Raw genomic sequence first — 23,661 nt, forward strand, 5'->3', positions numbered from 1 at the left:
CTTTCGATGGCTAATGAAGAAGGAACAAAAAAACAAGAACTAAAAAAAGAAATCAAACTTTTAATCAAAGAAAATAAATTAAAAGGTACAATTCATTATGATGAACTTGCAAAACAAATTGCATTGCCTTATAAATTAACAGTCACTCAAATCGACGACTTAATTATGGAAGTTGAAGATGGTGGCGTGAGTGTTGTTGGAGACGATGGCGGACCAACAGATCGACAATTGTTAGTCAGAGAAAAAAATAAAAAAGATGCTGAAATAAAAGATGATTTAATGGCGCCTCCAGGAGTACAAATCAATGATCCTGTTCGGATGTATTTAAAAGAAATTGGTCGCGTGAAGTTGCTTAGCGGGCAAGAAGAAGTTGATTTGGCTATCTTAATAGAAGCAGGAGACCAAGAAGCAAAACAACGCCTAGCAGAAGCTAACTTACGTCTAGTAGTTAGCATTGCTAAGCGCTACGTTGGAAGAGGCATGCAGTTCTTAGATTTAATCCAAGAAGGAAATATGGGATTAATGAAAGCTGTTGAAAAGTTTGACTATCAAAAAGGGTTTAAATTTTCAACATATGCTACTTGGTGGATTCGCCAAGCCATTACACGAGCGATTGCAGATCAAGCAAGAACGATTCGTATTCCTGTTCATATGGTGGAGACCATCAATAAGTTAGTTCGGATTCAACGTCAATTGCATCAAGATTTAGGCCGCGAACCAACGCCAGAAGAGATTGGTGCGGAACTAGATTTGCCAACAGACAAAGTACGTGAAATTTTAAAAATCGCTCAAGAGCCAGTTTCGCTAGAAACGCCTATTGGTGCAGAGGACGATTCGCATCTAGGTGATTTCATCGAAGATCAAGATGCCACTAGTCCAGCAGCACATACTGATTTTGAACATCTTAAAGCGCAACTTGAAGATGTATTAGACACATTAACAGATCGTGAAGAAAATGTTCTCAGATTGCGTTTTGGACTTGATGATGGACGTACAAGAACACTAGAAGAAGTAGGGAAAGTGTTTGGTGTAACAAGAGAACGAATTCGTCAAATTGAAGCAAAAGCCTTACGCAAATTACGTCATCCAAGTCGTTCAAAACAATTAAAAGACTTTTTAGAATAAACATACGAAAACTATCTAAGACAATTTAGATAGTTTTTTTTTACCTTGTGAGTTGCATTTTTGTGTAATCTTTAAGATACTAGAGAAGAGCGAATGAAGGAGGAATAAAGATGAAAAAGATAAAAAGAGTCGTATTCTTAGCAATGGCTGTCCTAGTGCTAGCAGGATGTACACAAGTAGCAAAAGAATCATCAAAAACAGAGTCTTCAAAAAAAGAAACAAAAAATGAGTCAATTGTTTATACCGCAATTGTTAAAGAAGATGGTGTTGCTGAAAGAGGAGGGATTTTGGTAAAAGACATAACGCCTGTAGATTCAAAAAATACAACACCTCCAGTTTTAACTAATGATGTGATTCTAATTACAGATGGAACGAATTTATTGAATGCAAAAACAAAAGAAAAAGTCGATATGATCGATGTTAAAACCGGAATGACAGTGAAAGTAACCTTAGCCAAAGAACCCATTTCAACGATGTCATTACCTCCTCAAATTCCAGGAAAAGATGTTTACGAAATAGCCGTAGTTGAGTAAAAATTAAAATTACATTGAAAAGGTGGGGGAAAGAATGACACACTGTTTAGTAACGTTAAGCAACAATGAGCAAGTAACACTCATGATGTCTGAAAAAGAATTTTTTGAAAAAGTTTCAAATGGAGATGGCACACTTCATAGTCGATTAATCCGGTTCTATAATAAAGAAGCTCAGATTATTTATTTAAATCCAAGTCAGATTGTAAAGATTGCGTTTACCTCTAAAGAAGATACAAGTGCATTTAAAATTGATTTATCAAATTCATAAGAGGTGGGAAATAAGATGAATGAAAAAGATCAGCGATGTTTTGTTTGTCAAAAAAAATATGCTTCAAATGAAGGGACGCAAATCAGAAATATTGAAGAAAAACTGAGACAATTTATTTTAAAAGAGCATCCAACATTAAAAGAAAAAGATTTTATTTGTTATCACGATTTAGTAGAATATCGATTAAGTTCAATAGAAAAAATGATTCAAAATGATTCTAAGGAAATGGATTTGTTGAATGCAAAAGTAGTCAAAAGTATTAAAGAAGGCCAAACAGTTTCAGAAAATATCAATCAGCAACTAAGTAGTAAATTAACCTTAGGACAGAAAGTAGCAGATTCGATTGCAAGATTTGGTGGTAGCTGGATATTTATTTTTTCTTTTATTGGCGTTTTAGTTATTTGGATTATTGTTAATTCAATTGCGCTATTTAAACCTACTTTTGATCCATACCCGTTTATTTTGTTAAATTTAGTGTTGTCTTGTTTAGCCGCAATTCAAGCACCAGTCATTATGATGAGCCAAAATCGACAAGAATCCCGCGACCGTGCGCAATCAAACAGTGATTATCAAGTCAATTTAAAATCTGAAATAGAAATCAGATTGTTGCATGAGAAAATGGATTATATGCTAAATGAACAATGGCAACATCTCCTTGAAATTCAAACGGTACAAGTAGATCTTTTAAATGAATTGCATGATCGAATTGATGAACTTGAAAAAATTAAATCTTAAAATCCTAATCTGCGATGGGTTAGGTTTTTTTTTTACCTTAAAAAAAGAAAAAATAAGAATAGAAGTAACGTTTATTATTTAAAAATTTATGGTATAATAAAGAAGGTATAATTTATAGAGATCATTAAAATAACTGTTAATTTATTATCTTCATAAGTTGAAAAAAGTACATAAGATTATGTAAGGTCTATAGATTCACAGTTTGTTTAAGGGAGTGGACCGTCACTATGTCAGATTTCTCAGTGGATAAAATAACAATATTAGAAAAAGAAAATCGTAAAGTAAGACAGCAATTAAAAATTCTGAATGAAAGATATAAAGCATTAAAACTAAAAAATGCTCAAATGGAAGAAGAGAGTTATAAAGAAAAAGCATTACCATCACATTATCAAACCATTGAACAGGATTATTTTCAACTGCAGGAACGTGCTCAACAATTAATTCATGAAAACCGTCAATTAAAAGAACAAAATCCAAATCTTAGAGATACTAGTACCCTTGAGTTAGAAAAAAAACTTAAATTAAGTCAAAAAAAGATTCAAGAACTAGAAAAACAAAATCAAAAAATGCACGTAGACTTAAGAAATTCAAAAACAGAAATTGCGGAAGTTTTGATTGATGCCAGACGAAGAGTAAGGCAAAATAGCGAGGATGTAGCTGTAAATCATACCCAATTGGAAGAACGTTTAAAAAAAGAACTATCAGATTTAAGACACGGGCTACAAATTTCAAAACAACAGATAGATTCTTTAGTAAACCAGCTGAGTGTTGCAATTGATTCAACGGTAAATTAAAAAAACATAAAGTACTAGGGGGAAGTAAAATGAAAAGTAGAAAGACAAGAATTTTAAAAGAAAAAAAAGCACAACAATTAAAAATCATCAAAAAAAGTTCAGGATTATTGAATACATCGATTGTTGTCGCATCCCTTGCGCTACCAAGTTTCTCGGTTTTAGCAAGTGCGGAAGAAAATGCATCTGCTAGTCAACGAGCGATTGAAGAAATGCTAGATCAACCAAACACATCTAAATCAGCTTCATCTGAAGACGTTAGCGTTAGCACTACAGATAGCGAACAACTGGTAGAACCAACGGAACCAGTGGCACCACCAGTTGAAGAACAACCAACGGAAAAACCCCAACCAGAGCCGGAGCCTGTATTGCCACCAGTTGAAGTAGCACCTCCTGTTGTAGAAACACCGGCACCTGCTCCAAAAACTGAAGTTGAAACAACTCGCCCATTTACGAAAGAAGAAGTTATCAACCAAAATATTGTAGAAGTTCAAGTACCTGAAGCGAATCGCGAAAAAGCGGAAAAAATTATGTTTGTAAAAAATCAATCCACTCAAGAATTTATTGATAAAATTTCAGAATCAGCTTCAGAAATTGGCGCCGAACAAGATTTATATGCTTCTGTAATGATTGCACAGGCTATTTTGGAAAGTGGGTCAGGAAACAGTTCTCTTTCTAGCGAACCAAACTATAACTTATTTGGAATAAAAGGTACATTTGAATCGGATTCAGTTGCAATGTTAACGTTAGAAGATGATGGTTCTGGGAATTATTATCAAATTACCGGTCAATTCAGAAAATACCCTTCATATAAAGAATCATTAGAAGATTACGCAAAACTTCTAAAGGGAGGCACTTCTTTCAACGAAACTTTTTATGCAGGAACTTGGAAATCAAAGACAACCTCTTTTCATGAGGCTACTCAATTTTTAACAGGAAAATACGCAACAGATACACGTTATGCAGAAAAATTGGATCAATTGATTGAAACCTATGATTTAACTCAATACGATGATGGTGTTGTTAAAAAGTCAACTGAAAAAGAAGTTGATGTGATGCATACTATTGCTAAAGGGGACACGTTATGGGATTTAGCCAATACGTATGACGTTACAGTTGCTGAATTAATGGAATGGAACGAACTAACATCGGATATTATATTTGTTAATCAAGAACTAATTGCTAAAAAAGGAATGGCGACCGAAGTAGTGGTTGAACCAACTGGAAATACTCTAAATGGCGATAGTACTAACGTAGCCACAGATGAACAACCCTCAAAGTTTCAACAAATTCAACAGGGGTCACTTGCTTTTGATGAAGCAGCCTCGTCGGTAAGTATTGCTCAAAGTAGCAAAGCAACTACAACCATTCATTATCAAGTAGCGGAAGGAGATTCTCTTCATAGTATTGCTTTAAAACATCATGTTTCACCCATTGAAATCAAAAAATGGAATGGTATGAAACAAAACTTATTATATATCGGTCAACAATTAACGATTCAAAGTGTTTAATTTTTAATACCAAAAGACAAAGAGTGCTCCTTCTTTGTCTTTTTTTTGTGTTCCTCGTGTGATAGGGGGATGAAGATAAAAAGCCAAGGTTCTAATGATTATAAGTAGAACGTTTAAAATAGCACTATTGCCACTGAAAAGTTCAACCTTAAAAAAAGCGAAGAAAACATTAAATTCAATGACTAGAATCGACATACCTATAATGGACGAGATCCTTAAAGCCGAATCAAAAGAAAGAGTAAATCAAGCCAACTTTAAAGAAACTTCTCTTTTAAACTAGAAGAAAAATAAATGGATTTGTTGTATAATAGAAAAGAAGTCTGAAAGGAATGATAGCGAATTTATGGATGAAAAACAATTATCGATGCGGTTAGCAAAAGCAGCTGCATATGTACCTAAAAAAGCGAGATTAGCAGATATTGGTTCAGATCATGCCTATTTACCTTGTGCATTGACTTTAAATCATCAAATTGATTTTGCAATTGCTGGGGAAGTTGTAATAGGACCGTTTCAAACAGCCAAAGAACAAGTAGAACGATTAAAATTAACGAATACAATTGATGTACGGTTAGGGAATGGTCTAGACGTATTGACTTTAGAAGATAAGATTACCGCCATTACTATTTGTGGAATGGGAGGTTCATTAATTGCTTCTATATTGGAAAATGGTATTCAAAAAAAGCAACTTTCAGGAAAAGAGCGCTTAATTTTACAACCAAATATTGGGGAATATACGTTACGAAACTGGTTGATGAATCATAGTTATCAAATTATTGCAGAAGAGTTAATTGAAGAAGATCAAAAAAAATATGAAATTATTATTGCTGAAAAAAGCGAACAAGTACAAACTTATACCGATCAAGAGTTAAAATATGGTGTCTTTTTAAAAAACACGCCTTCCACTATTTTTATTGACAAATGGCAAAGTGAGTTAGAAAAAAAACAAACTATATTAGCAAGTTTAAAAAAATCATCCACAGACCAAAGTGAAAAAATTCAGCGAGTCGAAAGAGAAATGAAGGAAATTGAGGAGTTGATCCAATGAGTATAGTGACGGGGAAAGAATTTATAGCAAAATTTGAAGAATTTGCACCTGTGGAATTAGCGGAAGCAGGAGATCCAGTAGGCTTGCAGATCGGAACGTTAGACAAGCCAATCAAAAAAATACTGGTGACATTAGATATCCGCCCGGAAGTCGTTGAAGAAGCCATTTCCCAAGGGGTTGATTTGATTTTTGCTCATCATCCAATTATGTTTAGACCAGCGAAAAATTTAATCACTGATAATCCTCAAAATAAAATGTATGCTGATTTATTAAAACACGACATTGCAGTCTATGGCGCCCATACTAACCTAGACGTTGCAACGAATGGATTAAATGATTGGCTAGGACAAGCCATTGGGATAGAAAATACAGAAATTATGCATATTACCAATCAAACAGGGTATAAAAAATTAGCTGTTTACGTTCCTAAGTCAGATGAAGAACGCGTTCGAGTGGCGTTAACCGAAGCAGGAGCAGGTAAAATTGGTCCGAATTACGAAAATTGTAGTTACACACTTGAAGGAACTGGAAGATTTACACCCATTAACGGTGCAATGCCAACAATTGGAACATTAAATCAAACAGAAGAAGTTGAAGAAGCTCGTATTGAAGTGATTTTTCCTGAACATAAAACAGCTAAAATTGAACGTGCTTTATTTGAAAGCCATCCATATGAAGAGCCTGGATATGATTTATATACCATTGAGAATTTTGTCGATGCTTATGGATTAGGAAGAGTTGGAGATTTACCAGAACCGATTTCAGTGAATGATTTTTCAGAAAAAATAAAAACTATTTTTCAACTAGAGGGGTTGCGACTTGTTACAACAGATCCTTCAAAAATGATTCAACGGGTGGCTATTTGTGGAGGAGATGCTGGCAAGTACTATCCAAGTGCTTTAAAAAAACAAGCGGATGTCTATATTACGGGGGATGTGTATTACCATACAGCTCATGATATGTTAGCAGACGGCTTGACAGTGATTGACCCCGGGCATCATATCGAAAGCATTTGTAAAGAAGGATTAGCTGATCTATTTACTCAATGGAAAGCTAGCGAATCCTGGGAAATTGAGATTATTCAGTCCGACTTAAATACTGATCCGTACCGTTTTAAATAAACCAAATTTGAGAGGAAGTTTTCTTATGTATCAAAATTTAGTGCCACGTTTTATAAGCTATGTTCAAACCGAAACTCGTTCAGATGAAACCAGTACAACTGTTCCTTCAACGCAAACACAAGTAGCGTTTGCAAAAGTTTTAGTAAAGGAACTACAAGATATTGGCATGAGTGATGTTGCTTATAATGACCAAAATGGTTTTGTAACAGCGACACTGCCAAGTAATATCGAAAAAGAAGTTCCAACCATTGGGTTTATTGCGCATATGGATACAGCAGATTTTAATGCTGAAAATGTTTCGCCACAATTTCATGAAAATTACGATGGCTCAGAGATTAAGTTAAATGAGGCTGAAAATATTGTTCTTTCGCCAATTGATTTTCCTAATTTAAAAAATTATCTTGGTCAAACTTTAATTACAACAGATGGAACAACCCTATTAGGTGCTGATGATAAAGCAGGTATTGCTGAAATTATGACAGCAATGGAAATTTTAATGAAGGATTCCTCCATTCCTCACGGCACAATTCGCGTAGCTTTTGGACCAGATGAAGAGATTGGTGTTGGAGCAGATCGTTTTGATGTTGCAGGCTTTCATGCAGATTTTGCATATACGATGGATGGCGGTCCTGTGGGTGAATTGGAATATGAAAGTTTTAATGCAGCACAAGCAATCGTGACGATTCAAGGGAAAAATGTACATCCGGGAACAGCCAAAAATACCATGGTTAATGCGTTGAAAATTGCGTTAGCATTCGATGCTGCTTTGCCACAAAATGAAGTACCTGAGGAAACGGATGGAAGTGAAGGGTTCTATCATTTATATGATTTAAGTGGAGAAGTAGAAGAAGCTAAAATGGTTTATATTATTCGTGACCACGATCATGATAAATTTATAGCACGTAAAGAAATGATTCAAGGAATAGCAACGAAACTTAATGAAAAATATCAAACAGAACGCGTAACAGTTGAATTAAAAGATCAATATTATAACATGAAAGATATTATTGAAAAAGATTTATCAATTGTTACTTTAGCGAAAACAGCCATGGAAAATCTTTCTATTAAACCTATTATTGAACCAATTCGTGGTGGAACAGATGGATCAAAATTATCCTTTATGGGTCTGCCAACACCAAATATTTTTGCAGGTGGCGAAAATTTCCACGGTCGATATGAATTTGTTGCGGTTGAAAGCATGGAGAAAGCGACAAATGTAATTGTTGAAATCGCTAAGTTAAATGCCCAATGATGATGGAAGATCGTTTAATCGCACTTCTCTATTTTGGATCGGTCAATGCAATTTTATTTGTTTTAATGGGCATTGATAAATACCGTGCAAAGAAAAAAATGTGGCGTATACCTGAAAAAACATTGCTTTCATTTGGTATTTTAGGCGGCGGTTTAGGTGGTATTTTAGGAATGGTTCTCTTCCATCATAAAATCCGAGTGACAAAATTTAAAGTTATTTATTTATTAGGGTTAGTCCTAATGTTAGGCATGCTTTATTTTTTATTTGACCGTCTTACTTTTAGATAAGGGCTTGTGATTGAGTTTAAGGATGTGTTTTTTTGGAGAATTATGTCGTTTTATTACGAGGAATCAATGTCGGGAAAGCTCATCAGCTTAAAATGAGCGATTTGAAAGAAGCACTTGAAACATTGGGTTTCAAATCTGTCAAAACAGTATTGCGCAGCGGAAATGTTGTGATGCAAGGAGAACTGCAAGAAGTTAAGGGGATTGCCAAAAAAATTGAAGAAAAATTAGCAACGATTGTTGATTTTCCTATTCCAGTGATGGTAGTAGAAGCACAAACTTTTATTCGGAATTTAGAAAAGTGTTCTTTTGATACGTTTGAACTAAAAGCTCATGAAGAAATACTTATGGTGTATCGGAAATCACCATTTTCAATAGACGAACTGCCCAATTTTCAATCGCCTAATGAACAGTGGGAAATAATCGGAAATTGTTTATTTATTCAAATTTATGGCAATCAATTAACGTCTCCGTTGTTAAAGAAATTAACGCCATACTTAAACAAAGAGCAGGCTACTACGAGAAACTGGCGAACAGCGACAAAATTAAGAACGTTACTTGATGAATGGACAAAATAAAACGTGATTTGGGATAAAAGGAGAAGAGGTAAGTTGCTTCCTTTTATCCTCTTTTTTAGAAAAGACATTTTTAAAGAAAGGATGTGATGATTGCGATGCGTTTACAGTTTGTGTTAGGAAGAGGCAATACAGCAAAACAAAGCTATTTACTAGACGAGATTGGTGAAACGTTAACAGCAGATCCCACAGCCAAGCTACTTTATTTGATTCCAGAGCATATGTCTTTTCAAACAGAAATGTCTGTACTTGAAGGATTAGGTAAAATGCCTGCTTTTCAAGATCAAAAATTAATCGGGATGATGAATTTACAAGTCTTTAGCTTTAGACGTTTAGCTTGGTATTTTTTACAAGATTCATCCCTTTACCACAAGCCTCAATTGACGAATACAGGATTAACGATGCTTGTCCGAAAGTTACTGTTACAATATGAAAATGAGTTAACCATTTATCGTGGAGAAGTCAAAAAAAGTGGTTTTGTAGAAAAATTAACGGAATTATTTTTGGAATTACGAAGTGGGAAAATTACGGAATCTGATTTACAAGAGTTATTAAAACAGCCAGGAAATTCACCAAAAGAAGCAGATTTAAAATTAAAATTGCAGGATATTGTGTTACTGTATCATGCTTTTGAGAATGCACTATTAGGTAAATACTTGGAAAAAGAAGATATTTTAACGGCTTTAGCAACTAAAATTGAAACGGTTGATTTATCAAATACATCCATTTATATTGACGGGTACACAAGGTTTAATGCTCAAGAGCAAGCATTAATAGTAGCTTTAATGAAAGCTTCTAAAAAAGTGACCATCGCTTTGACTTTAGATAAAGGCTATCCAACTGAAAAACCGTCTATGTTTGAACTTTTTCAAGCAACGGGAGAAACTTACTATCAACTTTATCAAGCTGCCAGAGGACATGGGATTCAAGTGGAACACGATAAGATTTTAAAAGAGTCAGATGCCCGCTACAGTGAAGAAATCAATCAATTAGAAGATTTTTGGATTGAAACAAGTAAACTCTTACCGATAGATTACCGAAAAAAACAAGAACGAATTCCGATGGCTAATTGTGTGGAGGTTTGGCAAGCGAGCAACAAGCAAGTTGAAGTGACACATATTGCTAAAGAAATCCGTCGTTTGATTGCTTCAAAAGAATATCGTTATCAGGATATATTAGTATTGGCAAGAGATATGAGTGAATACCAATCTATTTTGGAACCTATTTTTAAAGAAAATGAATTAGAAGTATTTACAGATGATGCGGCGGTGATGAGTCATCACCCTTTAGCTGAATTTTTAGTAGCGATGCTAGCAATTAAGAAAAACAATTGGCGTTACCAAGACGTGATGCGCTTACTTCGAACTGAACTATTGTTGCCATTTCAACAAGTAGAAGAATCAGTGGACCGTACAACTAGGGTATTGATGAAACAAAACCACATAAACAACTTTCGAAATAAGATTGATATTACTGAAAATGTGGTTTTAATGTATGGTTACGAAGGTTTTTATTGGACGCAAAAAAAACCATGGCATTATAGTCGCTTTGTACAAGAAGAAACAGCAGGACAAACGACGGAAGATCAACGGATTGAAGGCATTGCCAATGAAGTTAGAGATTTTTTACAAAAAACCTTATTGCCGTTTTTTAAAAAATTGGATCAAGCAACAAATGGCTTAAGCTTTGCTAAAGAGCTTTATGAATTTTTAGAAAAAAGTGGCGTTAGCCAACAGCTTTCTTTTTGGCGTGACCAAGAAATTGAAAAAAATAATTTAGAAGTAGCCAAACAGCATGAGCAAACATGGGATGTTTTACTACAATTATTAGATGAATACGTTGAAATTTTAGGTACTGAATCTGTCGATTTAGATGCCTTTAATGACATTTTAATTGCTGGATTTGAGGGAGCAAGTTACCATCTAGTCCCCCCTACAATTGACCAAATCATGTTCTCTTCTTTTGATACAACCAGAAGAAATGCAACCAAAATCACCTTTATTTTAGGAATGACGGATAAGAATTTACCAGCAAAAATTGAGAATAAAAGTGTTTTAACGCAAGAAGATCGCACTTATTTTTCTGAATTTTTACCAGAAGATAAATTTTTAGCGCCATCGGTTGAGTCTTTAACAGCAACAGAACCGCTGCAAGCTTATCTTGCCTTTCTTTCATCAACAGAGCGCTTGATTTTTTCTTATTCAAAAAATGACGATTCAAAACAGAGTGCGCAACTGTCTTCTTATATTCAACGAATTGTCACAGGCTTAGACATTCCTATTCAAACGAAAGTAGAAGATAGTACAACTGTTTTAGAAGAGCAAGAAGAAGCCTTAACGTTTATTGGTTCAAAAAGAAGTACCTTAAGTCAGTTGTTAGTTGTTTTAAGAAAATCTCAAGAAGATAATAGTCCTTTAAATCATTTTTGGTATGGCATCTATCACTATTTAATGGGCTCTGAAGGAATGAAAGAGCTAACCAAACAGGTGTTAAAAAGTTTAACGTATAAAAATGTTCCTAAACCGTTAAAGCCAGAAATTGTCTCGGAGTTATACGGAAAAGAGCTCTATACATCTGTTTCACGAATGGAAAATTTTTATTCTTGTCACTATAAACATTTTGTCACGTATGGATTAGGTTTAAAAGAGCGTGAAGTTTTTGGACTCTCGCCAGCAGGAACTGGGGAATTTTTCCATGATGCGTTAGACCAACTTTTTAAATCCCTTCATAGTCAAAACCTATTGTTAAGTGAATTAACAGAAGAAACTCTAAGTAAAGTTACCGATGATGTGTTGCAAGTGATTTATGGAAAACCAAAATTTTCGATTTTAACTGTTTCTAACCGAATGAATTACATTCGATACCAACTCAGCCAAACGATTCAACGGGTGGCTTGGGCGTTATCCAATCAAAGTCGGAAGACCGGTATGTCTACAATTGAAACGGAAGTTTTATTTGGTCAGATTGCCAGTCAAAAAGGAATTGAAGGATTAGAAATACCACTAAAAAATGATGGGAAACTTCATGTACGTGGGAAAATTGACCGAGTTGATGGTATGGAAGTTGATGGCAATCATTATTTAAGCGTTGTTGATTATAAATCAAGTGCCCATACATTTGATTACCGTGATGCGTATTATGGTTTAGCAATGCAAATGATTACTTATTTAGATACTGCATTAATGAATGCAGCAAGTTTAGTCGGTCACGAAGCAAAACCAGCAGGAGCGTTTTATTTACATGTAAAAAATCCATTTATTACTGACGAGGATGCCATTGATGAGGAACACTACCAAGACGCTCTTTTAAAAAACTTTAAGTTAGATGGCATTTTATTAGAAGACGATCCCATGTTGCGAAAATTAGATCAGTCATTAGAGCCAACGAATAGTTCTCTGGTCTATCCTTACCGAGAATTAAAGGATGAAACTTTAAAATCAGCTAAATTTGTAACAAACGATGAGATGGCAGCTTTAAGAAATCATAACAAACGTTTGTTTAAAAAAGCAGGAGATAAAATGATTAGTGGGGACACCGATTTAAATCCCTATTACAAAGACAAACAGCGAATTGCGTGTGGAATGTGTCCGTTTCGTTCGATTTGTGAATTTGATGTGATGTTACCAGAAAATAATTACCACCGTGTCGATCCTTTAAGTCAAAAAGATGCTTTGGAACGGATGTTAAAAGAAGAAGGTGAAAAAGATGAATAATGATTTACCTGTCAAGCCATTAAACAGTCGTTTTACAGATGGTCAATGGCAAGCTGTCTATGAAGAGGGACACAATATTTTAGTTTCGGCTTCCGCTGGCTCAGGAAAAACCACTGTCTTAGTGCAACGAGTGATTGAAAAAATTAAAAGTGGAGTGAATGTAGATGAACTTTTAATTGTCACCTATACGGAAAGCGCTGCAAGAGAAATGAAAGAACGTATTCAAATAGCGATTCAAAAAGCCATTACACAAGAAGGCGAAGCGGAATTAAAACGTCACTTGGTTAAACAGGTTTCCTTACTTTCACAGGCTTCTATCAGCACGTTACATGCTTTTTGTTTACAAGTAATTAGACGCTATTACTATCTAATTGATTTAGATCCGGTGTTTCGTTTGCTAACGGATGAAACAGAAATGTTGTTATTGAAGGAAGATGTTTGGGAAGAACTTAGAGAAGAACTTTACGGAGAAGAAAAAAATGCTTTTTATGAGCTAACAGCGAATTATTCTGGAGATCGAAATGATGATGGGTTAACAAAGTTGATTTTTTCTTTATATGAATTTTCAAGAGCAAATCCAAACCCAGCTTTATGGTTAACTCAATTATCTGATTTGTATCGGATCACTTCAACTGATATTGGAGAATCTAAACTTTTCTTAGAATTACTAAAGCCACAAATTCTTGAAATTCTTAAAAGCTTGATTCAAGTAAGCCGTTCAGCGGTCGTTTTAGCCGATGGAACGGAAGAATTAAAAAAACATTACGACTTAGTAGCAAGTGAAGCAGTCTTTTTTGAAGAGTTAGTTGAATTAGTTGATACCAATAACTATAATGCTGCGTTTCAATTTATCTCTGACTTTAGTTTTGGTCGGATTCCTACTGTTAAAAAATCAGCAGATGAGGCGATTAAAGAAGTTGGGAAAGAGATAAAAATATTACGGGATCAGTATAAAAAAAGGTTTGGCGAATTAAAAGAGAGCTATTTTTACACAAAACCGATTAATATGTTGGAGATTATGGCAAGTGCAGCACCGTTAGTTGATGAAATGGCACGAGTAACCCAACTATTTACAGATGCCTATCGCAAAGAAAAAGCGAAACGAAATGTACTGGATTTCAATGATTTGGAACATTTAACACATCAAATTTTAGCGACATTTACGGATGAACAGTGGACAGGGACAACAGCTTCTGATTATTACCGTGAGAAATTTCAAGAAGTCTTAGTAGACGAATATCAAGATGTCAATAAGTTACAAGAAAGTATTGTTTATTGGTTGACGAAGCATGGCGAGGAAGATGCGGGAAATTTATTTATGGTAGGAGACGTTAAACAATCGATTTATTCCTTCCGATTAGCAGATCCGTCCTTGTTTTTAACTAAATATGAACAGTTTGGTCAACATCAAAATGGAGAGCGGATTATTCTAGCAGAAAATTTTCGTTCACGAGGAGAAGTACTGCATTTTACCAATTTGATTTTTCAACAATTAATGGATAAAAGCGTTGGTCAAATGGTTTACGATGAAGCTGCAAAATTAATTCACGGTTTTCCAAATTTTCCTGAAAGCACGATTCATCAACCAGAGGTATTAATTTTTGAAAAAGGCGCAAGTACATCAGAAGAAGAGGAAACAGAAGTTGAATCCCTTGAATGGAACATGCGAATTGATGATAAAACAGAAGGGGAACTATTAATGGTTGGACAAAAAATCCAGCAATTAATTGCTAGTGAATTTCCAATCTATGATAAAGAGTTAAAACAAAATCGCCCAATTCATTACCACGATATTGTTCTGTTAACCCCAACGAAAAAAAATAATTTAGTATTACTTGATATTTTTAAGCGTTTAGCGATTCCTATTCATGTCAATGATACACAAAATTATTTTCAAACAACTGAAATCAAGATTATGATGTCTTTACTAAAAGTGATTGACAATCCTTATCAAGATATTCCACTGGCGGCTGTTTTAAGATCACCAATTGTGGGGCTAGATGAAAATGAATTGGCGTCCATCCGGATTACCAAGAAAACAGGCGAGTATTATGAAGCGTTAGAATCTTTTTATCAACAGTATGAAGGACGAGATAAAGCTAGTCATTTTACGACTGAACTTTATGAAAAAATTGCGAAGTTTCGTAGCCAATTGCTAAGCTGGCGAGAGATGGCGAGACGAGAAGAATTGGTTCGCTTAATTTGGCGTATTTATGAAGAAACTGGCTTTTTAGATTACGTTGGTGGGATGAGTGCCGGAAAACAAAGACAAGCCAATCTTCATGCTTTGTATGAGCGGGCAAGTCGTTATGAGGCAAGTAGTTTTAAAGGACTCTTTCAATTTGTCCGTTTTATTGAAAAAATGCAAGAAAAAGATAAAGATTTAGCGGAGCCGACGGCTGTTGCACCAGATGAAAAAGCAGTTCGTGTGATGACGATTCATGCAAGTAAAGGGTTAGAATTTCCCGTTGTATTTGTCTTAGATTTAACCAAACGTTTTAATTTACAAGATACAAGAAGCGCTTATGTATTCAATGAGGAATACGGTGTTGGGACGAATTATAAAGATTTAGAAAAACGCATCACCTATCGAACCTTGCCAGAAGTCGCTTTGAAAATAGAAAAAAAGAAAAAGCTTTTAGCAGAAGAAATGCGCAAGTTATATGTAGCCTTAACAAGAGCTGAAGAAAAATTATTTCTGGTGGGTTCGTACGCGAGTCAAGAGGCCGCTTGGAAAGAATGGGGAGCGGTCAGTAGCCATAAGGAAACGGTTTTACCTGGGGATATGAGATTGACTGCCAGTCATATGATGAAATGGATTGGTTCAGCGCTTGTTCGCCATCCCAATAGTCAAAATGATTACGTAACAGAGATAGCCCCCATTGGAGATATTAGCCAGCATCCAGCCTCTTTTTCGATTGAATTCAAAAATGAAGAGCAAATTCAAGCCTCAATGAATCAAAAGGAAAATGAATCTGAAGGGAATATTTTAATCGAGTTGGCCAACCAAACGTATAAAAGTCAAGAAGGTGATGAGGATCAAAAACTCCAAACTGCCATCCAATTAATGGCGTTCAATTATCCATATGAAAGCGCAACTAGGACAACTAGTTACCAATCAGTTTCAGAAATCAAACGACTATTTGAAGAACCAGAGGACACTCGAATGGTTAAAATTGATATTAACCAACCACGAAATCGATTTGTCGAACAAAAATTGGCTCGTCCTAAATTTATGCAAGAGTTAACAGAACCAACAGCAGCTGAAATCGGAACTGCGACACATTTAGTGATGCAATCAATTGATTTGACGGAAAAACCAACAATTCAATCTTTAGAACTGCTCATTAAAAAATTAGTTAAGGAAGAGTTGCTAACGCCTCAACTTGAGCAAAAGCTATCGCTTAATCAACTGGTGCAATTTTTTGAGACGGATCTGGGACAGCAATTAATTACACATCATGATTTGGTGCGACGCGAACAACCTTTTTCATTGCTAATGAAAGCAGAAGATATCTTCCAGGATATGGAAGAACACGGGGAGGACAATATTTTAATTCACGGAATCGTCGATGGATTTATTGAATTTCCTGACTATATTGTATTGTATGATTTTAAAACAGATTCCGTTCCTAAAAATGGAACGGAAAAAATAATTCAAAAATACCGGGGTCAGTTAAATTTGTATCAAGAAGCGTTAGCTTCAATTTTAGGAAAACCCGTTAAGGAAAGCTACATCTGTTTGTTATCAATTGGAGAAGTTTTTCAAATTAAAAAGAGTGTTTGAAAACTTTTGAGCGATTACTAGGATGTCTGTACTAAAAATTTCAGAAGAAAAAAAGCCTAAAAATCAATTGATTTTTAGGCTTTTGGTTTATAAATCAAAATAAACGGCTTGGCTTCCCATTTGCTCGTAGGCAGCAACAAATGTTTCTCGATCCATTGCTGAATCTTTTTCACCATAGGGGTCATTGAAATAAATCATTTCACTATCATAACCAGTAATTGCAACGCTATGCATACTGTAAGTCACATCTAAGTCACCTTCTGTTGTGTCCCATGTTACAAAGTCATCAACCGGCCCAAAGCTAGCTGTTGTAATCGTCCATACAGGGTGGCCACTAGATAATGCTGCAAGAACTTCGTTAAAGTCACTGCCACTTAAATCAATTATCTTATCTTTTGCTACATATTTTTTTGCAAGTTTCACAATTGGCTCGTGGTAAACACCTAAGCCTGGTTCTTCGCCACTGATACTTCCAACAAATCCCTTATGAGGATTGCCATACTCATCCTCGTCGTTTAATAAAGGAACTGTTTTAATCTCATCAGCTAATTCGTTTTTGGTGACGTCTATATCATAGTAATTTAAAATCATTGCTAATGAAGTCACCTCACATCCATTATAAAGACTAGGCTCATCAAACTGGTACAATAAAGGAACATCCAGCTGGATAGATTCTTTTATCGGTACAGCTAAAGCCGATGGCTTCTTTTTTTGAAGGGACTCATTTTCAAGAACATCGTTTTTTTGATCTGCCTTGATGTAACGTTCATTGATAAATAAGATTCCAATAATGAGTGTTGCTAATAGTAAACCTAACTTTATCCATCTTTTGCTAAAAGGCATATTTATTCCTAACTTTCTGTAAGTATTTTTTTAACTATAACACGCTAGAAATGTAAATAGGGGGATTGGTAGAAACTTTAATGTTTTATTAACGGAACTGTTACTTTGTAATGATTACATAATTTAATTATGGTAAACTAAATAATCAAGTAAAAAAAGAGACCTTATTAAAAGGCCCTCTTTTTTTACTTAATTTAACCCACGCATTAATGTTTTGATTCTCGGATTCATAAAGGATAACAATAATCCAACTACTACCGTAAAGCCACCCACAGCTGCAAAGTAGACAATTTCATTGTTTGGATTATAGAGTGATACGATTTGAGCATTAATTGCTTGCGCTGCAGCATCTCCAAGGAACCACATGCTCATCATTTGAGATTGGAAAGCACGAGGAGCTAATTTAGTAGTAACACTTAAACCGACAGGAGAAAGGCACATTTCCCCGATAATAACTAAGAAGAAACTTAAAACTAACCACATTGGATTTACACGTGTATCAACGCCATGCATCATAGCAGGAATCACCATAACGACGAATGACAGTCCGGCAAAAACAATCCCTACTGAAAATTTAATTGTCGTAGAAGGTTGACGTCTACCCAACTTGGTCCATAACCATGCGAAGATAGGTGACATTAAAATAACAAATAATGGATTTAACGATTGGAACCAGCTTGACATTAAGTGAACACCCATAAAGTCTAAGTTTGTACGTTTATCTGCATAAATTGCTAAAATAACTGATCCTTGTTCTTCAATTGACCAAAAGAAAATACTGGCAATGAATAGTGGGATATAAGCCCATATTCTTGAACGCTCTGTATCGTCAACATCTTTACTGCGAATCATCTTCGTAAAGTAAAAGACAGGTAAAGCAACACCCATAATACTTAGTAATAAGATAACGAATTCAATCGTAAGTTGTCCCGTTAAGAACGCTATAACAAAGACTGCAACTACCACAATCCCGCCAATAACAAGATTTTTAAAAAGTTGTTTCTTTTCGTTTTCATTGATAGGATTCGTTGGTTTCATTCCTAACTCACCAAGATATTTTTTTCCTTGGAAATGGAATTGAATCAATCCTACAAACATTCCGACTGCAGCAATGGAAAAACCTAGATGATAATTATACGTTTGACCGATTGTTCCTACAATATAAGGAGCTAAAAATGATCCGATATTGATCCCCATTACAAAGATACTAAAACCTGCATCACGGCGATTGTCTTTTTTATCGTAAAGACCGCCAACAATCTCTGAAACATTTGGTTTTAACATCCCGGTTCCAAGAACGATAATGGCGATTGAGGCAAACAAAGCACCGGCACCAAATGGCGTTGCTAAGACAATATGACCAACCATAATTAACACACCGCCATAAAAGATGGTCTTACGGCTACCTAGAAGTCGATCGCTTACCCAACCTCCAATGACACTGGACATATAAACTAACGACCCATAAATGGCCATAATCGAAGCAGCTAGTGTTTGAGAAAACCCAAGTCCACCATTTGCAACAGTATCGTAAATATAATAGATTAAAATTGCACGCATGCCATAATAACTAAATCGTTCCCACATTTCAGTAAAGAAGAGAGTGGATAATCCTCTTGGTTGACCAAAGAAGGTCTTTTCTTTTTTCACTTGAATTCATCCTCCAATATCGCTTGAATTTGAAATATTCTAACAATTCATTCTTATCAAATCTAAGCGTTCTATAAAGTAAGATTATACTCTAAAATTTCAATAATTGAATAGTAAAACAACGATTGATAGCGTTTTCCACATAATAAATTAATAATTCGAGATTATTTTAATTTTTTTTTAATCTAAAGTATTAAATTTACTTCAAGATTTTCTTAAATTTGTAAAGTTGTATCATTTGAAATGGTATACTTAACAGGATTTGGAATGCAATGTTAGGAGTTGTTTTATTTTGAAAAAAGATTTAAATGTGAGCCAATTTTCAACTGCCACTTTTAAAGTACGAAAAATTGAATCAGTAAGCGAAGAAACAATGAATATGCGTGTTAATTTTTATCATAAAAGTATTGTAGATGAAAACAATGAAGGAAGCGTACGTTTGACGATTCCTATAGATTATTTAGAAGAAATAGAAGAAATTGCCATCGATCAATTAATAGAATGTTATTTTGAAGAAGGGCCTTTGCTCACGACACGCTCTTATCCATGCCAAGTGATTAATAAATTGATGGGTATTCAATTACAAGATTGATTTTATAAAAAAACTTGCTAATCAAAAATATGCGTGTTACTATAGTTGTGTAATCGGTTACATGTTTTTGATAGAAAGGAGAATCCAATGATGACAACCATTAAAGATGTTGCAAAATTAGCAGGGGTTTCAGTCGCGACTGTATCAAGAGCCATCAATCAAAGTGGCTATGTCGGAGTTGACTCGGCAAAAAAAATTGAAAAAGCCATCAAACAATTGGATTTTCACCCAAGCGAAGTAGCTCGGTCTCTCTATCAAAAAAAATCGAAATTAGTTGGATTGTTGTTGCCAGATATCTCCAATCCTTTTTTTCCATTATTAGCAAAAGGCGTAGAAGATAAAATGAATGAAGCTGGCTATCATTTAATTCTAGGAAATGTTCAAGAAGACATGGCAAAAGAACAAGATTATTTAAAGGCGTTTATGCAAAATAATGTGGCGGGTATCTTATCGGCTGTTGACGGAGGGGCAAGTAACTTAAAAGAAATCCCTTTTGTTTTACTTGATCGCGTAGCAACAAAAAAGGAATATGTCGTTCATGGCAATGATTTTGAAGGAGGAATTCTTGCAGCAAAAGCGATTGCGGAAGGGAACCCAAAAGAAATCGTTTTATTAGTAGGACCAAAGTCAATCAAAGGGTCTTTAGAACGATTAAGAGGCAGTGTTTCTATTTTGAACGAGAAGAATTTAACGTATCATCTACTACAAACAGACTCTTTTCAATTTGATTCAGCTAAAAAAGCTTCTTTAGAATTATTTGAGCAGTTTCCAGCTGTTGATAGCGTGATTGCTTCAAATGATGTTCATGGGTTAGCTATTTTAAAAGAAGCTTTACGTCGTGGAATTAGGGTTCCAGAAGAACTTCAAATTATTGGATATGATGATATTCCCTTTAGTCAAATGGTTTATCCCAGTTTAACTACAATTGCTCAGCCAGCCTATGAGATGGGCTACCAAGGTGCTGAATTATTATGCCGTTGTATGGAAAATCAACCAATAGACAAAAAAATCATTCAATTACCAGTTTTATTAAAAGAAAGAGAAACTTTAAGAAAGAAGGAATCATTGTGAAACGAATCGTTGTTATTGGAAGTGCCTCAACCGATTTTGTTGTAAAAACCGAAATACGTCCCAAAAGTGGCGAAACCTTAATAGGACAAGACTTTCAAACTACATTTGGAGGGAAAGGAGCGAATCAGGCTGTTGCTGCTGCAAGATTAGGCGCAAATGTTAAGATGATTGGAGCCGTTGGAATAGATAGTTATGGAAATGATATAATTGCTAATTTAATCAATGAAAAAATTGATGTATCAAATGTGGAACGGGTTACACATTTAGGAACAGGATCGGCTCACATTACGTTAGCTGAAGGGGACAATAGCATTGTTGTAATTCCTGGTGCTAACAATGGGGTGAATGAACAGATGATTCAGCCCTTGCTTGCTACAATTCATAAGGAAGATATCGTGATAGTACAACAAGAAATTCCTAGTCAAACAGTGGAGATTATTATAGATTATTGTTTTGATCATGAGATTCAAACCATTTTAAATCCAGCTCCTGCTCGCCAAATTGCAAAAAAAACGATTGAAAAAGTCACCTATCTTACACCCAATGAACATGAATTTGATTTACTATTTCCTAATCAGACTCTTGAAGCAGGGTTGGCAAAGTATCCCAATAAATTACTGGTTACGTTAGGAAGTAAAGGGGTTGCGTACAACAATGGGGAAGAACAACTAATAGTTCCAGGTTATCAAGTTACTCCAACAGATACAACCGGTGCGGGGGACACATTTAACGGGGCATTTGTAGTGGGATTGATTAATCAACTGTCGATTAAAGAAAGCATTCGTTTTGGAAATTTGGCAGCATCATTATCAATTCAAAAATTTGGTGCACAAGGTGGAATGCCTACGTTAGAAGAGTTGAAAGGAAGTGAACATTATGAAAAAGAATGGGATTTTAAATAGCGAGATTGCCAAAGTATTGGCCGATTTAGGGCACACCGATCAAATTGTGATTGCCGATGCAGGACTTCCGATTCCTAAAGGAGTTGCTAAAATAGATTTAGCTCTTAGTCTACAAGACCCTCCTTTTCAAAAAATACTGGCGCTTCTTCTTCAAGAAATGGAGGTGGAATCAGCTATTTTAGCAGATGAGATTCAACAAATGAATGTGCCACAGTTAAAGTCAATCCATGCTTTAATGTTAGACCGACCACTGACATTTGTAAGCCATGAAGCGTTTAAAGAACGAACTAAAGAAGCAAAAGTCATTATCAGAACTGGTGAAGCCACACCATATTCAAATATCATACTAGAAGCAGGGGTTATTTTTTAGGAGGAATCAGAATGAATATTTTATTACAAGGAATATCAAAAGCATTTGGAGAAAATAAGGTACTTGTCAATGTTGATTTTGATTGTGTTGGCGGAGAAGTCCATGCGCTGATGGGAGAAAATGGCGCAGGAAAATCCACATTAATGAATATTCTAACAGGACTGCATAAAAAAGATCAAGGGACTATTTTTATAGATGGCAAGGAGCGTTACTTTAGTAATCCTAAAGAAGCAGAGGAATACGGCATTAGTTTTATCCATCAAGAGATGAACACATGGTCAGAGATGACCGTTTTAGAAAATCTTTTTATTGGAAAAGAGTTAAAAAATAAATTTGGAATCATTCAAAACAAGAAAATGGAAGCGTTAGCAAAATCTATTTTTGAAGAATTAACCATCGAATTAGATTTGTCAGAAAATGTCAGCGAGTTATCTGTCGGTCAACAGCAAATGATTGAAATTGCTAAGGCCTTAATGACAGATGCTAAAGTACTCATTATGGATGAGCCAACTGCTGCTTTAACGGAACGAGAGATTCTTGCTTTATTTAAAATGATTGAGTTGCTAAAACAAAAAAATGTCGCAATTGTTTATATTTCTCATAGAATGGAAGAAATTTTTCAAATTAGCGATCGCATCACAGTGATGCGAGATGGTTTGACAGTTGGCACAATGCGAGTGGCAGAAACGGACGTTGACGATGTGGTGCGTAAAATGGTTGGTCGTGAGTTAAGTGACTATTATCCCCAAAAAAATGCACGAATTGGCGAAGTTCGATTTGAAGTTAAAAATATCTCTAGTAAAGGGAAATTCGATCAGATTTCTTTTGCTGTAAGATCAGGTGAAATAGTAGGGTTTTCCGGTTTAATGGGAGCGGGACGAACTGAAATTATGCGAGGTATATTTGGGATTGATCCCATCGACTCAGGAAAAATTTATATTGAAAGAAAAGAAGTCGCATTGAAGAATCCAAGCACGGCTATTTTAAATGGCGTTGGCTTTTTAACGGAAGATCGTAAATCAGAAGGGTTAATTTTAGATTTTTCAATAGAAGACAATATTAGTTTACCAAGTATTGACGGTTTTACGGTGAAGGGAATTATTGACGAAAAAGCGGAAGATGAATTTACAGAGTTACTAATGAAGCGATTAACGGTAAAAGCACAAAATAAAGACATCTCTGTAGGAAGTTTATCTGGTGGGAATCAACAAAAAGTGGTATTAGCCAAATGGATTGGCATCGGTCCTAAAATATTGATTTTAGATGAACCTACTCGTGGCGTGGATGTGGGAGCTAAACGCGAGATTTATCAGTTAATGAATGAACTAGCAGAACGTGGTGTTGCCATTGTGATGGTATCCAGCGATTTACCTGAAATACTGGGTGTAAGTGATCGCGTTATTGTGATTCATGAAGGGAAAATTGCCGGAGAATACCCAAAATCAGAAGCGACTCAAGAAAATATTATGAAACTTGCAACTGGAGGCTATTAA

20 protein-coding genes are annotated in these 23,661 nt (G+C 35.2%); 18 read left to right on the forward strand and 2 right to left on the reverse strand.

Annotated elements, in window-relative coordinates; all coding sequences use genetic code 11:
* The first annotated feature begins 6 nt into the window (after positions 1-6).
* From rpoD to addA, 13 genes are all read left to right on the forward strand, one after another.
* Positions 7-1,125, forward strand: coding sequence for an RNA polymerase sigma factor RpoD (gene rpoD / locus CDIMF43_RS07975; RefSeq protein WP_074402795.1), 1,119 nt, complete (start codon positions 7-9; stop codon positions 1,123-1,125).
* 110 nt (positions 1,126-1,235) lie between these two features.
* On the forward strand, positions 1,236-1,658 hold the full coding sequence (locus CDIMF43_RS07980) for a hypothetical protein (protein WP_082985776.1): 423 nt from the start codon (positions 1,236-1,238) through the stop codon (positions 1,656-1,658).
* A gap of 34 nt (positions 1,659-1,692) precedes the next feature.
* Positions 1,693-1,926: a hypothetical protein gene (locus CDIMF43_RS07985; RefSeq protein ID WP_074402793.1), complete on the forward strand. Its 234-nt coding sequence runs from the start codon at positions 1,693-1,695 to the stop codon at positions 1,924-1,926.
* A gap of 15 nt (positions 1,927-1,941) precedes the next feature.
* Positions 1,942-2,661, forward strand: a complete 720-nt coding sequence (locus CDIMF43_RS07990) for a DUF1003 domain-containing protein (RefSeq protein WP_074402792.1) — start codon at positions 1,942-1,944, stop codon at positions 2,659-2,661.
* A 227-nt stretch (positions 2,662-2,888) separates the two neighbouring features.
* Positions 2,889-3,455, forward strand: a complete 567-nt coding sequence (locus CDIMF43_RS07995) for a hypothetical protein (protein ID WP_109841699.1) — start codon at positions 2,889-2,891, stop codon at positions 3,453-3,455.
* Positions 3,456-3,484: 29 nt separating this feature from the next.
* The gene (locus CDIMF43_RS08000; protein WP_109841700.1) at positions 3,485-4,963 is read left to right on the forward strand and encodes a glucosaminidase domain-containing protein; all 1,479 of its coding nucleotides are present in this window, start codon (positions 3,485-3,487) and stop codon (positions 4,961-4,963) included.
* Between the two features lie 343 nt (positions 4,964-5,306).
* Positions 5,307-6,008 (forward strand): tRNA (adenine(22)-N(1))-methyltransferase, encoded by a 702-nt coding sequence (locus CDIMF43_RS08010; RefSeq protein ID WP_109841701.1) that lies wholly within the window; start codon positions 5,307-5,309, stop codon positions 6,006-6,008.
* Positions 6,005-7,129, forward strand: coding sequence for a Nif3-like dinuclear metal center hexameric protein (locus tag CDIMF43_RS08015; protein WP_109841702.1), 1,125 nt, complete (start codon positions 6,005-6,007; stop codon positions 7,127-7,129). The genes CDIMF43_RS08010 and CDIMF43_RS08015 overlap by 4 nt, the downstream gene beginning before the upstream one ends.
* 25 nt (positions 7,130-7,154) lie before the next feature.
* The gene (pepT, locus tag CDIMF43_RS08020; RefSeq protein ID WP_109841703.1) at positions 7,155-8,381 is read left to right on the forward strand and encodes a peptidase T; all 1,227 of its coding nucleotides are present in this window, start codon (positions 7,155-7,157) and stop codon (positions 8,379-8,381) included.
* The gene (locus CDIMF43_RS08025) at positions 8,378-8,668 is read left to right on the forward strand and encodes a DUF1294 domain-containing protein (RefSeq protein WP_311778080.1); all 291 of its coding nucleotides are present in this window, start codon (positions 8,378-8,380) and stop codon (positions 8,666-8,668) included. The genes pepT and CDIMF43_RS08025 overlap by 4 nt, the downstream gene beginning before the upstream one ends.
* Positions 8,669-8,700: 32 nt before the next feature.
* A complete protein-coding gene (locus CDIMF43_RS08030) occupies positions 8,701-9,243 on the forward strand; it encodes a DUF1697 domain-containing protein (protein WP_109841704.1) in 543 nt (180 codons plus the stop codon).
* A gap of 95 nt (positions 9,244-9,338) precedes the next feature.
* Positions 9,339-12,953 (forward strand): helicase-exonuclease AddAB subunit AddB, encoded by a 3,615-nt coding sequence (gene addB / locus CDIMF43_RS08035; protein WP_109842357.1) that lies wholly within the window; start codon positions 9,339-9,341, stop codon positions 12,951-12,953.
* Positions 12,946-16,740: a helicase-exonuclease AddAB subunit AddA gene (gene addA, locus CDIMF43_RS08040; RefSeq protein ID WP_109841705.1), complete on the forward strand. Its 3,795-nt coding sequence runs from the start codon at positions 12,946-12,948 to the stop codon at positions 16,738-16,740. Before addB ends, addA begins: the two co-directional genes overlap by 8 nt.
* Positions 16,741-16,827: 87 nt before the next feature.
* On the opposite strand, the gene CDIMF43_RS08045 is transcribed toward addA, so the two are convergent.
* Together CDIMF43_RS08045 and CDIMF43_RS08050 are read right to left on the reverse strand one after the other, a co-directional pair.
* Positions 16,828-17,583 carry a C39 family peptidase gene (locus tag CDIMF43_RS08045; protein WP_109841706.1) on the reverse strand — a complete coding sequence of 252 codons (756 nt, stop codon included), beginning with the start codon at positions 17,581-17,583 and terminating at the stop codon, positions 16,828-16,830.
* A 189-nt stretch (positions 17,584-17,772) separates the two neighbouring features.
* The gene (locus CDIMF43_RS08050) at positions 17,773-19,239 is read right to left on the reverse strand and encodes a peptide MFS transporter (RefSeq protein ID WP_438356982.1); all 1,467 of its coding nucleotides are present in this window, start codon (positions 19,237-19,239) and stop codon (positions 17,773-17,775) included.
* 286 nt (positions 19,240-19,525) lie between these two features.
* On the opposite strand from CDIMF43_RS08050, the gene CDIMF43_RS08055 reads away from it, so the two are divergent.
* From CDIMF43_RS08055 to CDIMF43_RS08075, 5 genes are all read left to right on the forward strand, one after another.
* On the forward strand, positions 19,526-19,825 hold the full coding sequence (locus tag CDIMF43_RS08055) for a hypothetical protein (RefSeq protein WP_109841707.1): 300 nt from the start codon (positions 19,526-19,528) through the stop codon (positions 19,823-19,825).
* Between the two features lie 90 nt (positions 19,826-19,915).
* Entirely contained in the window at positions 19,916-20,896 is a 981-nt protein-coding gene (locus CDIMF43_RS08060; RefSeq protein WP_074402779.1) for a LacI family DNA-binding transcriptional regulator, read from the forward strand.
* Positions 20,893-21,798 (forward strand): ribokinase, encoded by a 906-nt coding sequence (gene rbsK / locus CDIMF43_RS08065; RefSeq protein WP_109841708.1) that lies wholly within the window; start codon positions 20,893-20,895, stop codon positions 21,796-21,798. Before CDIMF43_RS08060 ends, rbsK begins: the two co-directional genes overlap by 4 nt.
* On the forward strand, positions 21,773-22,168 hold the full coding sequence (gene rbsD, locus CDIMF43_RS08070; RefSeq protein ID WP_074402777.1) for a D-ribose pyranase: 396 nt from the start codon (positions 21,773-21,775) through the stop codon (positions 22,166-22,168). The genes rbsK and rbsD overlap by 26 nt, the downstream gene beginning before the upstream one ends.
* Before the next feature lie 11 nt (positions 22,169-22,179).
* On the forward strand, positions 22,180-23,661 hold the full coding sequence (locus CDIMF43_RS08075; protein ID WP_109841709.1) for a sugar ABC transporter ATP-binding protein: 1,482 nt from the start codon (positions 22,180-22,182) through the stop codon (positions 23,659-23,661).

The sequence above is a fragment of the Carnobacterium divergens genome (assembly GCF_900258435.1).
Classification (GTDB): Bacteria; Bacillota; Bacilli; order Lactobacillales; family Carnobacteriaceae; genus Carnobacterium; species Carnobacterium divergens_A.

Bases quoted from the DNA above. Each gene is read 5' to 3' on its own strand.
- rpoD (WP_074402795.1), top strand. From the start codon at position 7: ATGGCTAATGAAGAAGGAACAAAAAAACAAGAACTAAAAAAAGAAATC.
- CDIMF43_RS07980 (WP_082985776.1), top strand. From the start codon at position 1,236: ATGAAAAAGATAAAAAGAGTCGTATTCTTAGCAATGGCTGTCCTAGTG.
- CDIMF43_RS07985 (WP_074402793.1), top strand. From the start codon at position 1,693: ATGACACACTGTTTAGTAACGTTAAGCAACAATGAGCAAGTAACACTC.
- CDIMF43_RS07990 (WP_074402792.1), top strand. From the start codon at position 1,942: ATGAATGAAAAAGATCAGCGATGTTTTGTTTGTCAAAAAAAATATGCT.
- CDIMF43_RS07995 (WP_109841699.1), top strand. From the start codon at position 2,889: ATGTCAGATTTCTCAGTGGATAAAATAACAATATTAGAAAAAGAAAAT.
- CDIMF43_RS08000 (WP_109841700.1), top strand. From the start codon at position 3,485: ATGAAAAGTAGAAAGACAAGAATTTTAAAAGAAAAAAAAGCACAACAA.
- CDIMF43_RS08010 (WP_109841701.1), top strand. From the start codon at position 5,307: ATGGATGAAAAACAATTATCGATGCGGTTAGCAAAAGCAGCTGCATAT.
- CDIMF43_RS08015 (WP_109841702.1), top strand. From the start codon at position 6,005: ATGAGTATAGTGACGGGGAAAGAATTTATAGCAAAATTTGAAGAATTT.
- pepT (WP_109841703.1), top strand. From the start codon at position 7,155: ATGTATCAAAATTTAGTGCCACGTTTTATAAGCTATGTTCAAACCGAA.
- CDIMF43_RS08025 (WP_311778080.1), top strand. From the start codon at position 8,378: ATGATGATGGAAGATCGTTTAATCGCACTTCTCTATTTTGGATCGGTC.
- addB (WP_109842357.1), top strand. From the start codon at position 9,339: ATGCGTTTACAGTTTGTGTTAGGAAGAGGCAATACAGCAAAACAAAGC.
- addA (WP_109841705.1), top strand. From the start codon at position 12,946: ATGAATAATGATTTACCTGTCAAGCCATTAAACAGTCGTTTTACAGAT.
- CDIMF43_RS08045 (WP_109841706.1), bottom strand. From the start codon at position 17,583: ATGCCTTTTAGCAAAAGATGGATAAAGTTAGGTTTACTATTAGCAACA.
- CDIMF43_RS08060 (WP_074402779.1), top strand. From the start codon at position 19,916: ATGACAACCATTAAAGATGTTGCAAAATTAGCAGGGGTTTCAGTCGCG.
- rbsD (WP_074402777.1), top strand. From the start codon at position 21,773: ATGAAAAAGAATGGGATTTTAAATAGCGAGATTGCCAAAGTATTGGCC.
- CDIMF43_RS08075 (WP_109841709.1), top strand. From the start codon at position 22,180: ATGAATATTTTATTACAAGGAATATCAAAAGCATTTGGAGAAAATAAG.